At 66.5% G+C, this 13356-nt stretch carries 9 protein-coding genes; 2 read left to right on the top strand and 7 right to left on the bottom strand.

Annotated elements, in window-relative coordinates; all coding sequences use genetic code 11:
• Positions 1–28: 28 nt before the first annotated feature.
• Positions 29–934 (bottom strand): phosphatase PAP2 family protein, encoded by a 906-nt coding sequence (locus tag BMW72_RS12965; RefSeq protein WP_166787667.1) that lies wholly within the window; start codon positions 932–934, stop codon positions 29–31.
• A gap of 51 nt (positions 935–985) precedes the next feature.
• A complete protein-coding gene (locus tag BMW72_RS12960; protein WP_092111207.1) occupies positions 986–1903 on the bottom strand; it encodes an NADP-dependent oxidoreductase in 918 nt (305 codons plus the stop codon).
• A gap of 183 nt (positions 1904–2086) precedes the next feature.
• Between BMW72_RS12960 and BMW72_RS12955 the strand changes: the two genes are divergently transcribed.
• Entirely contained in the window at positions 2087–3025 is a 939-nt protein-coding gene (locus BMW72_RS12955; protein WP_092111205.1) for a phosphodiesterase, read from the top strand.
• Here BMW72_RS12955 and BMW72_RS12950 read toward each other — a convergent pair.
• From BMW72_RS12950 to BMW72_RS12930, 5 genes are all read right to left on the bottom strand, one after another.
• Entirely contained in the window at positions 2955–4751 is a 1797-nt protein-coding gene (locus tag BMW72_RS12950; protein WP_092111203.1) for a stealth family protein, read from the bottom strand. The two genes, BMW72_RS12955 and BMW72_RS12950, sit on opposite strands and share 71 nt — an antisense overlap.
• Before the next feature lie 153 nt (positions 4752–4904).
• Positions 4905–5180, bottom strand: coding sequence for a hypothetical protein (locus BMW72_RS19320; protein ID WP_241983808.1), 276 nt, complete (start codon positions 5178–5180; stop codon positions 4905–4907).
• A gap of 285 nt (positions 5181–5465) precedes the next feature.
• Positions 5466–7454, bottom strand: coding sequence for a thioredoxin domain-containing protein (locus BMW72_RS12940; protein ID WP_092111201.1), 1989 nt, complete (start codon positions 7452–7454; stop codon positions 5466–5468).
• Between the two features lie 45 nt (positions 7455–7499).
• The gene (pnuC, locus tag BMW72_RS12935; protein ID WP_092111199.1) at positions 7500–8165 is read right to left on the bottom strand and encodes a nicotinamide riboside transporter PnuC; all 666 of its coding nucleotides are present in this window, start codon (positions 8163–8165) and stop codon (positions 7500–7502) included.
• Between the two features lie 136 nt (positions 8166–8301).
• Positions 8302–9135: an aldo/keto reductase gene (locus BMW72_RS12930; protein WP_092111197.1), complete on the bottom strand. Its 834-nt coding sequence runs from the start codon at positions 9133–9135 to the stop codon at positions 8302–8304.
• A 100-nt stretch (positions 9136–9235) separates the two neighbouring features.
• Here BMW72_RS12930 and hrpA point away from each other — a divergent pair, with 100 nt between their 5' ends.
• Positions 9236–13336 carry an ATP-dependent RNA helicase HrpA gene (hrpA, locus tag BMW72_RS19315; RefSeq protein ID WP_092111195.1) on the top strand — a complete coding sequence of 1367 codons (4101 nt, stop codon included), beginning with the start codon at positions 9236–9238 and terminating at the stop codon, positions 13334–13336.
• Positions 13337–13356: the final 20 nt, after the last annotated feature.

Genomic DNA, 13356 nt, shown 5'->3' with positions numbered 1-13356 from the left:
CGATCGAGTACACCCCTGCAGCGCAAAGCTAGGGAAGACGAGCGAACAATCGGGTTCCGCTGAGCGCGAGCAGCAGGCCGGCGGTCACGATGGCGGTGACACCGCCGAGGTAGGCCACGACGGTGCCGAACACGCCGACGCGCTCGAACAGGCTGCTGCTGAGCACGAGCGTGGTGATGAACGCCAGTGCCGAGACAGTACCGCAGCCGATTGACAACCAGCGAACGACGCGCACCGTGGAGCGGCGCAGTCCCGTGAAAGCGGGCCACCGTGAACTGGCGGCCGCCGTCTCTGTTCGTAACTCGACGCCCACGCGAGGCCAGGCCAGCACCGCCCCGGCGAGGCAGCCCCACAGAGCCACCCAGAGCAGCGCGGCGATCACGTCGCTGGGCCGGTGCCACTGGTTGGCGAGGGTCGCCACGCCGGCGAGCACGGCGAAGGCGGTGCCCCAGCCGGCGACCATCGGGCGCAGGCGCGGGCTCGCCACGAGAAAAACGACGAGAGCGGATGCCGCCGCCACCGTCGTATGCCCCGACGGGAATGAGTTTCCGGCGTAGCCCTCGACCGCGAGGTCGGGCCGGGCCAGGATGCCGTATTTCAGCAGCTGAGCCGAGGCCGTGGCCGCTGCGGCAGCGACGAGGGCGACAGCGAGCGTGCGCCAGTTGCGCCGCACGAAGGCGATGACCGCCGTCAGCAGTACCCCGAACGCCACAGCGACGTCGGGTACCGAGTCGAGTACCCGCCCGGTGAACGGGGTGATGCTGCGGCGGCCGAATTCGGCGCCGTCATAGGCGAGCTGATCGGCCTCCTGACCGACATGGCTGCGCACGAAGAACAGGTACAGACCCGTGAAGGTCACCGTGATGAGCGCGGCCCCCGCAAGGTACCCCAGCGATCCCTTGGTCAGGGAGCTTCGAGGGGACCAGTTGCGCACGATCAAGCATGCCACAGTGTGTGTGAGAGCCACCTGCGCTTCGCGAGCCGACTACCGGGTACTGAGCACGACCTTGCCGCGCAGGTGGCCGGCCATGAGATAACGGTAGGCCTCCTGTACCTGCTCAAGAGGAAACACCGAGTCGATCGGCAGCACGATCTGGCCCGTCGCGATGAGGTCAGCGAGCACTTCAAGATCGCCGATGGTCGCGGCCTGGCCACCCACCTCGGTGATTCCGGCTCCGGTCCGATGGCCGCGTGCGGCGATCGTATTGATGCGGGTTCCGGGCACGCCAAGCTCCAGGGCCGCATCGATCGTCGCGGCGCCGTTGTAGTCGAGGGCGGCCGTCACGATCGGAGTGATCGCGCGCACCCGTTCGACCAGGCCGTCCCCGTAAGCCACCGGCAGCACGCCGAGGCCGCGCAGAAAATCGTGGTTGACCGAACTCGCGGTACCGATCACCGTCGCCCCGGTGCGACGCGCGAGCTGGCAGGCGAGCACACCAACGCCGCCGGCGGCAGCACCGATCAGCACGGTATCATCGACGCCCAGCCCGAGCGAGGCCACGCTGGCCCACGCGGCGCGCCCCGCGATGTCGAGGCCACCGGCCTGCTCAAACGTCAGGCCGATCGGTTTCCTGAGGATGCGAGACGCGTCGACGACGACAAAGTCGGCCTGCGCGTTCATGCGCTTGCCGCCGAACACCGCGTCCCCCAGCTGAAAATCCGTCACACCGTCACCGAGCTCGTCGATCACGCCCGAGAAATCGTTGCCGTTGCCGCAGGGCGGAACCGCCTCGTAGCGCACGGCAGCCGGGCCGCCGTGAAATATCTTGTAGTCCACCGGATTGAGGCCGGCACAGAGCACCCGCACGCGCACCTCCCCGCGCCCGGCCTGCGGCTGCTCATCGTGCACAATGCTCAGCACTTCTGGACCACCGAATTCGTCAATGCGTACGTATCGCGCCATGCGGCCAGCCTAGGGCCCCTGATACCGAGAACAATTCACTAGTACCACTTGCCCATTTACCCCGAGCGATTCAGGATTGATGTGTGGCGTACACCGGTTGTTCAAGAACATCTGATCGAATAGTGTCAAGCATCGTAACAGCGTGCTCGCAGAGCGCGCCTACGACAAACGGATGGACGCTTCGTGAGCATTCGAACGGCTGAGTACCCCCGGCCGGACCACTTCCTGTTACACCTGAGCGACACCCACCTGCTGGCGGGAGGCTCGAAGCTCTACGGCAGCGTCAATGTCGAGGCCCATCTGGCCGGGCTTTTCGCCGAGGTCGAGGCCTCGGGCGCCCGACCCCAGGCCATCGTCTTCACCGGTGATCTCGCCGACAAGGGCGAACCGGGTGCCTACGAGTTACTGCGTGAGATCGTCGAACCCGCAGCGGCACGGCTCGGCGCTCGCGTCATCTGGGTGATGGGCAATCACGACAACCGTTCCGCCTTCCGCACGGAACTCCTCGACCAGCAGCCAAGCGAAGCTCCGATCGACCAGTCGTACGACCTCAATGGGCTACGCCTGATCACCCTCGATACCTCGGTACCGGGCCACCACTACGGAGCCGTGACCGACCAGCAACTGCTCTGGCTCGCCGACGAGCTGCGGGTGCCGGCACCGGATGGCACGATCCTCGCCATGCACCACCCGCCGATCCCGAGCGTGCTCGATCCGGCCACCGCCGTGGAACTGCGCGACCAGAACCAACTGGCCGAGGTGCTCCGCGGCTCCGATGTGCGCAGCATCATCGCCGGGCACCTGCACTACTCATCGATGGCCATGTTCGCCGGCATCCCGGTGTCGGTCTCGTCGGCGACCTGTTACACGCAGGATCTCAACGTTCCCGTCGGCGGCACCCTCGGCCGCGACGGCGCCCGAGCGTTCAACCTCGTGCACGTCTACCCGGGCACGGTGCTGCACTCCGTGGTTCCGCTCGGCCATTACCCCACGCTGGAATACGTTGATGCCGCCGAAAGCGCGCGTCGCCTGCGCGCTTCCGGCATCGAAATCATGCCGTCGGAAACTCTGCCTGCATTGCGCGAGCCGCCGATGACCAGGCCGGTCCCGGTTCTGCACTAGTCTCGGCGCTGGCCCGTTCCCACGGTGCCACGATCGGAAAGTACAGCTCGAGAAATTCGGTGACCGCAGCGCGACGCACCTCGGTCGAGATCTCCGGGTGGCTGCCGTCGTTGAGACAGAACATGTCCTGGTCGCGTCGCTTGCGCAGCTGGTTCATCTGCCGCAGGGCGATGCGCAGGGTCGTCTCGATGTACAGCGATCGCACCTGGGTCTGTGCTACCGCACGGCCGGTCATCAACGCATAGTAGTGGTACAACGAGTTGGTGACCGAGATGTCGGTCGCCGAACGAAACCGGCTCGCCGCCGTGCGGCTGAAGTCCTCGGGAAACTCCTTCTCCAACTCGAGCAGCACGCTCTTGCGCATCGGCGCCGGCGTGTGCTCCAGGTGCCGGGTGGTGACCTTGCCGAACCGACCGCGCAGCAGCGCACGGTTCACGCGGGCCGCATTCTCGAACCCGCTGCGGGTCGGGTCATTTTCACCCAGACCGATACGAGTGGATGCCTCCACGAACTTGGTGACCCCGCCCGGCGAGAAGAACAGTTCGGGGCCCACCGGACGGCCGAAGAACATGTCGTCGTTGGAGTAGAGAAAATGCTCGGCGAGCCCGGGGATGTGATGCAGCTGGCTCTCGACGGCGTGCGAATTGTGAATCGGCAACACGCTCGTGTCCACGAAGAAGTCTTCACTGCGCATGATCGTGACACGGGGATGCTCGGCGAGCCACTCGGGCGCCGGCGAGTCGGTGGCGATGAAGATGCGGCGAATCCACGGGGCGAACATGTAAACGCTGCGCAGCGCATACTTCAATTCGTCAATCTGGCGAAAACGAGCGTCGGAATCGTCACCCTCGCCGACCACATAGGCCTTCATGCGCTTGGCGCGTTCCCGCTGGAATTCGTCGCTCGACCCGTCGACCCAGCTGAACACCAGGTCGATGTCGAAGGAGACGTCGCTGGCCAGGTCGTCGAACATGTTCTGCAGGGTCAGCCAGGTGCGCCCGTACAGCTCGATCGTGGTTTCGCGGGCTTCGGAGCGCGGCAGGCGGGTGCGCATGAGCGCATTCTCTACAGGCGCGATGATCTCGTCTTCGCCGAAACGCCAGAGCTCGAACTGGAACGCGGTCTGGGCGCCATAGCGGAGACGGCCGATCGGTTCGATGCGCGGGCGGTACACCCGAAAAACGTTGGACTTACGCAGGGTGGTGAGCGCGCCGTCAGCGAGCAGAAACTGTTGACTCACGGTGCCGCCCTGCGGCTTCGCATAGAAAGGCTCGTTGGAAAAGGCCCGACTCAGAACCTTGGTGATTTCCTTGCGCTGCTTGCGGTCGACGGCGATGACCGGACGGTTGTGGTCGCCGCGCACGAGCAGAAATTCAATGCCGGCCTTCGTGAGAGCGTCGTGAACGGCCACGAGGTCCTTCACCATGGACTCATGCGGGGTGTAATGGCCGTTGATGAGGGCAATCTCGCCCTTGCGCACCACGAGGTCGTCGCGGTCGAAGCGGCGAGTGCGGGCATCCGGTGTGATCAGTACCAACTCGGGCTCGCTGCTGAGCGACAGGGTCGGGATCAGCCCGGTGTTGGTCAACGGTTCCGGCGCACTCGAGTCGTAGCCGACCGAATCGGTGCGCAGTGCGTCGGTGTCGAAGATCTCACCGGTCAAAGAATCGGGGTAACCCAGCTCGGACGTTTCCGGTCGAGCGTCCGGGATGTCGAGTGTCGCCATGGTCCTCCTTGAAAAAATGGAGCACTCGATCGTGACCAGCCGAGGCTGACGCGAGGAGTGCGGCCGAAGATGCCGGCGTGGATGCTTCAGTGTGGTTCGCAGCGACAATTTTATCGAGAAGTGACGATGTTCTCGATGTGCATGCTCGATAGCTCAGTGTACGTCTCGAGGTCGCAAGTTAGCTGCGCGTGCGAACCACAGTGCGAAGACGCCGAACAGGCCGATGATCAGGGCCAGGAGCAGGATCGTGACCAGGTCGTGCGCGATGTTCAGCACGGTGAGACCGGCCGGGCGGCGATCGAACGCGTCGTGGGTGATCATGCGAGCGGCGGTGAATCCGGCCCGGAAGATGACGCCGGTGAGCAGGGTGTTGAACAGAAAGTTTCTGCCGTCGAAGTTCTGGGCGATTGCCGCGGCGCCGGCCAGCACGGCGGCGGGGTGAGGCTGACGATGACCGTGATGATGATCGCCCCGGTGCCGCTGCCCGTCATGCTTCTTCGGTGTGCCCGACCGCTTTCATCCAGTACCGACCGAAGACGGCGCGGGTGTACCAGATGGAGCCGACGACCATACTCGACCCGGTGGCCAGGAGCCGGCCCAAATGTTGATCTCGGGAACCATCAGGGATCCTTTCGACGTGCCCCGGGAGTGTAAGGCTGGGGTGTCGGGCTGGGGTGTCGGGCTGGGGTGTGGGGCTGGTGTGGTACCCCGATGTTAGTGCGTGTGCGGGCGGTCAGAGTGTTGCGCTTCGACCGCGATGTCGCCGGCGATGTCGCCGGCGATTTCAGCGAGCAGCACGGCGGTAGCGTCGACCGGCGGCAGCCGTGCTGGGTCGGTGACCGGCAGTTGGCAGACGAAGTCGCGGCAGAGATACGCGGTGGGTTGGCCGGTCGGGGCCGCCCGCCCTGCGAATAGGTCGAATCCGGCAACAGCGAAGGCCCGCGCCTGGGTTTCGGACACGGATGCGACGACTCCCGCCGGGTGACGGCGCGCGAGGTCGTTCAGGGTGATGGGCTGGCTGGCGTTCCCGCTTATTCGATCGGGCGACACGATGATGAGCTGCTCGATCGGTGCATTCAATTCGTCGAACAAGCGCAGCGCGGCGCCGTAGGCGAGTGGGCGGGCGGGGGCGAGGGTGGCGACGAGGCTGAGGCCGGCCCGCGCGGCCCGACGGTAGCGGTCGTCGCCGGTGAGGCGGTGCAGGAGCAGGGCGGCGTCGGCGGTGGCGGACAGCCCCGAGGGGTAGGCCCCCTCGGAGGGATCGATGGTGCTGACCAGTCCCTGCCCGCTCAGCACCGGATCGGCACCGTACGGCGGACGGAAAACGGGAGTGTCTTCGGTGCCCGATAGTGTGCTGTCGAGCAGGTGACGGGCCCGGGTGGCGTAGGTTGCGTCACCGGTGACGAGTGCGAGTTCGAGGAGTCCCCGTGAGTACATGCCGTAGTCCTCCAGGGTGGCTTTAGCCGTGGACGTGCGCCCGTTGACCGAGGCTCGCACCAGAGTGCCGTCGGCACGCTCGTGCTGCTCGCGCAGGGAGTCGGCTGCCCGGCGGGCGGCGGCGATGAGCTCGGGCCGGTCGAAGGCAAAGCCGGCCCGAGCCAGAGCCTGGATGGCGAGACCGTTCCAGCCGGTGAGCACCTTCTCATCGAGGGCCGGCGGGGTCTGTCTCGCTCGCTCGCCTGGTTCGAGGGCGTAGTAGCCGCCCTCGACCCGTTGGCCGTCAACGGTGCTCTCGGAGTCCTGGGCGCTCGCGAACCCACCGCCGGGCAGCTGCAAAACCGTGCAGAGAAAACCGGCGATTTCCTCGGCGACGGTGCGTGCCCACGACTGGCCGGTGAGCATCCAGGCTCGGGTGTAGAGGCTGAGCAGTTGGGCGTTGTCGTAGAGCATGCGCTCATAGTGCGGGTCGCTCCAGTTTCGGTTGACCGCGTAGCGAAAGAAGCCGCCCTCAATCGCATCGCGCAACGGTGACGCCCCCATGACCTTCAGGGTGCGCAGGGCCAGGGCCGGCCCGTCACCGTGCCCCAGCTCACCGTGCCCGAGCAGAAAGGACAGCGCCGGTGCCACCGGAAACTTCGGGCTGCCGCCAAAACCGCCGAACCGGGCGTCTTCGTAGCCGACCAGTTCGGCCACGGCCTGGTCGAGTGCGGCGCTGCCGGGCTGCGCGGTACCCGCCGCACCTCCCCCGGCGGCCAGCTGCCGCGCCGAGTCAGCGAGCAGTTCCGCCACCCGGGAGGCACCGGCCGTGACCTCGGCGCGGCGGGTGAGCCAGGCATCCGTCACTGCGGTCAGCACCTCACGAAATGCCGGATGCCCCGCAACGGCCACCGGCGGAAAGTACGTTCCCGCGTGGAACGCCTGCCCGTCGGGGGTGACGAACACGTTCAGCGGCCAGCCGAGCCCCTCCACGAAGGCGCTCGCGGCGGCGAGGTAGCTCGCGTCGACGTCGGGATGCTCCTCCCGGTCGACCTTGATGCTCACGAAGTGGGCGTTGAGGTACTCGGCGACGGCCGGGTCGCTGAAGCTCTCCCTGGCCATGACGTGACACCAGTGGCAGGTGGAATAGCCGATCGACACGAGAACGGGCACATCTCGCCTGCGGGCTTCGGCGAACGCCTCCTCACCCCAGCCGAACCAGTGCACCGGGTTGTCGGCGTGGCTGCGCAGGTAGGGACTGATGGCGTCGGCGAGGTGGTTGGGCATGCTCCATTCTGCGCTCGCCGGCAACTGAGCGCGAGGGGACGGCAGCTAGACGACGCCGAGCAGGGCGTTCCGGCGGCGCTGCACCCGCACCCACACCACGAACCCCACGAGGGTGAAGGCGCCGTAAAACAGATAGAGCACCGCTGAGGCGTAGTAGCCGGCGCTGATCAGCAGGGGCACCCCGACGACGTCGACGGCCACCCAGATCAGCCAGAACTCGGTCCACCCCTTGGCCATGCCGTAGGTCGCGAGCAGCGAGCCGGTGAAGATCCAGGCATCCGCCCAGACCGGTTCGAACGAACCGAGCGCCCGAAAGATGGGAGTGAGCACGAGGGTGCCTGCGACCAGGCCGAGTCCCAGCACAATCCGGGTGCGATTGCCCGCCCAGTGCGGCGCCACCGCCACATGCACGGCCGAGTTGCGGCTGCGCTGCCACTGCACCCAGCCGAAGATCGACACGACGATGAACATGATCTGACGACCGGCCTGGCCGAGCAGGTTGACCGGGTTGGGCGTGCCGAACACGGCACCGAGAAAGACGGTGAACAGCAGGGCGTTGCCGATGATGCCGACCGGCCAGGCCCAGATTTTGCGACGCATACCGCCGACCGCGCTCGCGATGCCGAAGGCATTGCCGACGACCTCCCGCCAGAGGATGGTCTGGGTGCCGATCTGCAACTGGGCGTCGAACAGCCATTCAATGGGGTTCATGGGATCTTTCTGCCGGGCGGCGCGCTCTCTGAGACGCAGCGCATCCCAATGTACGCCGCTCGCGGAGCTCGCCGATACACCGGTGGCCCCGCCGACGAGGAGTCTGCGGGGCCACGTGACGAACGGATGCTGCGGGCTAGTTCACCTCGTTGGGGTGCGCCGAGACACGCCCGGCACGCTCGAGCGCGGAGATCATGGTGACCTCGGTGCGGGTGAGTTCGAAGTCGAACACGTCGAAGTTCTCGGCCATGCGTTCCACCCGGTTTGATTTCGGGAACAGGATGTTGCCCACCTGCAGGTGCCAGCGGATGACAACCTGCGCGGGCGACTTGCCGTGCGCGTCGGCAGCATCCGCTACTACCTGCTCGTCGAAGAGGGGGTACTTGCCCTGGCCGAGCGGGCCCCACGCCTCGATGTTGATACCGTTCTCGCGGGCGAACGCGGTGACCTCGGGCTGCTGGTGAGCCGGGTGCAGCTCGATCTGGTTGACGGCGGGCACGATGCTCGTCTCGTGAAGCAGGCGGTCGAGGTGCGGCACCAGAAAGTTGGATACGCCGATCGAGCGGGCACGACCCGACTCCTGGATCTTTTCGAGGGCCTTCCAGCTCTCGACGAACTTGTCGTTGGCGGGGGCTGGCCAGTGGATCAGGTAGAGGTCGACGTAGTCGAGGCCGAGCTTCTCCAGGCTCTCCTCGAACGCGTCGAAGGCCGACTGGGTGCCCTGGCGGTCGTTCCAGAGCTTGGTCGTGATGAACAACTCGGAGCGGTCGATCTTCGAGGCGGCGAGCGCCTTGCCGACGCCCTCTTCGTTGCCGTAGATGGCGGCGGTGTCGATGTGGCGGTAGCCGACCGACAGCGCGTCGGCGACGATGCGGGTGGTTTCGTCGGGTTCGACCTTGAATACGCCGAAACCGAGCTGCGGAATCGTGTGGCCGTCGTTGAGGGTGATGGTGGGTACAGATTTCGTCATCCCCCAACCCTATGGGCCGCGGTTCTTCTTCTACCCCCCGAACACCCAATGTTCACTGACCGCGAAAGCAATGACATGACCGAAGTAATATTGAGACTTCATGGAAACGCTGAAGATCACCTTCCCGCCCGAACTGCCGGTCAGCCAGCGTCGGGACGACATCGCCCGCGCAATTAGCGACCACCAGGTCGTGATCGTCGCCGGGTCGACCGGGTCGGGTAAGACCACCCAGCTGCCCAAGATCTGCCTGGAACTGGGCCGAAAGAACATCGGCCACACTCAGCCGCGCCGGCTCGCCGCGCGTACCATCGCCGAACGCATCGCCGAGGAGCTCGGCCAGGAGGTCGGGCAGCTGGTCGGCTATCAGGTGCGGTTCACCGACAAAGTCGGCTCCGACACTCGCATCAAGTTGATGACCGACGGCATCCTCCTGAATGAGATTCACCGCGATCGAATGTTGCAGAAGTACGACACGATCATCATCGACGAGGCGCACGAACGCAGCCTCAACATTGACTTTCTGCTCGGCTACCTGCGGCAGCTGCTGCCCAAGCGCCCCGACCTGAAGCTCATCATCACGTCGGCCACGATCGACCCGGCCAGTTTCGCGAAGCATTTCGCGGCCGCCGACGGCACCCCGGCACCGGTCGTCGAGGTCTCCGGCCGCACCTTCCCGGTGGAGATTCGCTACCGCCCGCTCGTGGTGGAGGCCGCCGATGACGATGACGACACGACGGATGCCGCTCCCCCGGTGGACCGCGACTACATCGAGGGCATCACCGCCGCCCTCGACGAACTCGAACGCGAATCGAACGGTGACGTGCTGGTCTTTCTCTCCGGTGAGACCGAGATTCGCGACGCCGCCGACGCCCTGCAGGGCAAGTACGCCTCCGCGGCCAGCCGCAATCCCACCGAGGTGCTGCCGCTCTACGGCCGGCTGTCGTCGGCCGACCAGCACCGGGTGTTCCAACCGTCCACGGTGGCCGGGGTGAAGCGGCGCATCGTGCTCGCGACGAACGTGGCCGAGACCAGCCTGACGGTGCCGGGCATCCGCTACGTCATCGACGCCGGTACCGCGCGCATCAGCCGGTACAGCGTGCGCTCCAAGGTGCAGCGCCTGCCGATCGAAGCCATCTCGCAGGCCTCCGGCAACCAGCGCAGCGGCCGCAGCGGCCGAACGAGCGACGGCATCGCGATTCGGCTCTATTCCGAAGAAGATTATCTGCGCCGCCCGGACTACACCGAGCCGGAGATCCTGCGCACCAACCTCGCCGCAGTCATTCTGCAGATGATCTCGCTCGGCCTCGGTGACATCGCCTCGTTCCCATTCTTGACCCCGCCGGACTCACGCAATATCAAGGACGGCCTCGACCTGCTCGCCGAACTCGGCGCCATCGAGGCTGAGGGCGCCGGCCACACCAAAAGCGGTCGCCGCCCTGCCCGTGCTGAAGCGGATGCCGCCACCCCACCTGCCGCCGCCGGCCCGGCCACCCCGCGCCTCACCCGCATCGGCCAACAGCTCGCGCAGCTGCCGATCGACCCGCGTTTTGGCCGCATGGTGATCGAGTCGAAGACGCAGGGCACCAGCCGGGAGGTCATGGCGATCGTCGCCGGCCTGACCATTCAGGACCCCCGCGAGCGCCCGCTCGAGCGGCGCGCCCAGGCCGACCAGTTCCATGCCCGCTTTATCGACCCCACGAGCGATTTTCTCAGCCTGCTCAACCTGTGGAACTACCTCGAGAAGCAGCAGTCCGAACTGGGTTCGAGCGCTTTTCGGCGGCTGTGCAAGAACGAATATCTCAACTATTTGCGGGTTCGGGAGTGGCAGGACGTGCTGCGCCAGTTGCGCCAGCTCGCCAAACCGCTCGGCCTGCACCTGGGCGAACCGAGCGCGAACCCCGACGGCGTGCACCGGTCGCTGCTGGCCGGGCTGCTCTCGCATATCGGGCTGAAGGATGTTGCCAAGAAGGACTATGTCGGCGCAAGACAGCAGCGCTTCGTGCTGTTTCCCGGCTCGGCCCTGGCCAAGAAACAGCCGAGCGCGGTGATGAGCGCCGAACTGGTCGAGACCAGCCGGCTGTTCGCCCGCATGAACGCGGTCGTCGACCCGGCCTGGGCCGAACCGCTCGCCGGTAACCTGTGCAAACGCAGTTACTCCGAACCACACTGGGAGATGAAGCAGGGCGCCGCCGTCGTCTACGAACGGGTCACCCTGTACGGAGTGCCGATCGTGGCCCGCCGCCGAGTGCAGTTCTCCAGGATCGATCCGGCCTACGCCCGGGAGTTGTTCATTCGGCACGCCCTGGTCGAGGGCGAGTGGGACCGCGCGTCGGGACCGGAGTCCGCTGCGGCGGAAAAAGAAGCCGATCGCGGTGGCCGCGGACCGTCCCGCAATGAGCGCGTGAGCATCTCGGTCGACGGCGGCGACGCCAGCGCTGGTCGAGGTACGGTCGGCCGCGGTTCCGGCCGCACGCCGGCCGTCGGCTCGAGCGCGAGCCGGGGCGGCCGCCCCGGCCAGACCGGCGACCCCGGAATGTGGGCGTTCGAACGCGCCAATGCCCGGCTGCGGGAGGAACTCGCCGAGCTGGAGGAGCGCACCCGGCGCCGGGACATCCTCTTTGACGACGAGGCCGTGTTCGACTTCTACCAGCGCCGCATCCCGGCCGAGGTGTCGTCGACCAAGAGCTTCGAGGGCTGGTGGCGCACGGCCCGCTTCGACACCCCCGACCTGCTCACCATGACCGCCGACGCCCTCGTCGCCGAGGACTCCCCCGAGATCGACGAACGGCTGTTTCCGCCGAGCTGGCAGCAGGGCGACCAGCGCCTGACCCTCGGCTACCGCTTCGAACCCGGCAAGGAAGACGACGGCGTGACCGTGCGCATTCCACTCGCGCTGCTGGCGCGACTGTCGCCGTACGGTTTTGACTGGCAGGTACCGGGCCTCCGCGCCGAACTGGTGACCGCCATGATCAAGTCGCTGCCGAAAAGCATCCGTCGTACTGTCGTTCCCGCCGCCGACTGGGCGGCCCGGCTTCTGGCTGAGCTGCCCGGCGAACCGGGAATCGTGGAGACCCTGCCGACGCCGGTGCCTGACGCCTCGTTTGCTGAGACGCTCGCCGCGCTGATTCAAAAACTCACCTACGTGCCGGTGACCGCGCGCGACTTCGAGCTCGGCCGTGTTCCCTCCCACCTGCGCATGACCTTCGTCGTGACCGACGAACGGGGGCGCACGGTCGCCGCCGACAAAGACCTCGCCGACCTGCAACGTCGGCTCGGCACCCGGGTGCGGGAGAGCGTCGCGAAGGCCACGAGTGCTGCCGCGCCGAGCAACGCGATCGAACGCAGCGGCCTCACGACCTGGGACCTCGGCGAGCTCCCCCGGTTTCTCGACGCGTTGCAGGGCGACAACACGATTCGCGGGTATCCGACGCTCGTCGATGACGGGGCATCCGTTTCTATTCGCATGATGAGCACCGAGCTGGAGCAGGCTCGGGCACTGCCCCGCGGGGTGCGCCGGCTGCTGCTGCTCGCCACGCCGTCACCGGCCGCGTATGTGCAGCAGCATTTGACCGCGGCTGAGAAGCTGTCGCTGGCGACCAGCCCGTACAAGAACACGCAGTCCCTGTTCGAGGATTGCCTCGCCGCAGCCGTCGACGACGTATTGTTTCGGGTGCGTCCCGACGGGCAGGTGTTCATGAAGGCGGAGTTCGACACCATTCGCGACCGGGTGTCGGGGGTGGTGATGGACTCCATGTTCGAGACCGTGGGGCTGGTCGCCCGCATTCTCACCGCTCATCGCCTGGCCGACAAGGCGCTCAAGGCCGCAACGAGCATGGCGCTGTTGCCCGGAATCAGCGACGCCCGCCAGCAGCTGACCGCCCTGGTCTATCCCGGATTCGTCAGTGAGACCGGCCTGGCCCGGTTGCGGCATCTGCCGCGCTACCTCGGCGGAATCAGCGCCCGCGTGCCGAAACTGGTCGACAACCCCAGCCGCGACCGAGTCTGGATGAACGAGACCCAGGCCGCTACCACTCGGTTCGAAACCGCCGGCGGCACCATGCCGCTGCCAGCGGATGCCGCGGCGCCGGTTCTCCGCGCCCGCTGGATGATCGAGGAGCTGCGCATCAGCCTGTTTGCGCAGGAGCTCAAGGCCGCCGAGTCGGTATCGCTGCAGCGGATTCAGAAGGTGCTCGCCGGTTAGAGGTGCTCCGTGGGGGTGTT

Origin of the sequence: Cryobacterium luteum, assembly GCF_900110125.1 — a bacterium.
GTDB lineage: Bacteria > Actinomycetota > Actinomycetes > Actinomycetales > Microbacteriaceae > Cryobacterium > Cryobacterium luteum.
Note: the sequence above shows the minus strand (reverse complement) of the source record. Positions and strands in the feature narration are given on the sequence as shown.

Coding starts and splice junctions, on each gene's coding strand:
- BMW72_RS12950 (WP_092111203.1), bottom strand. CDS start 4,751: ATGGCGACACTCGACATCCCGGACGCTCGACCGGAAACGTCCGAGCTG.
- hrpA (WP_092111195.1), top strand. CDS start 9,236: ATGGAAACGCTGAAGATCACCTTCCCGCCCGAACTGCCGGTCAGCCAG.
- pnuC (WP_092111199.1), bottom strand. CDS start 8,165: ATGAACCCCATTGAATGGCTGTTCGACGCCCAGTTGCAGATCGGCACC.
- BMW72_RS12940 (WP_092111201.1), bottom strand. CDS start 7,454: ATGCCCAACCACCTCGCCGACGCCATCAGTCCCTACCTGCGCAGCCAC.
- BMW72_RS12930 (WP_092111197.1), bottom strand. CDS start 9,135: ATGACGAAATCTGTACCCACCATCACCCTCAACGACGGCCACACGATT.
- BMW72_RS12960 (WP_092111207.1), bottom strand. CDS start 1,903: ATGGCGCGATACGTACGCATTGACGAATTCGGTGGTCCAGAAGTGCTG.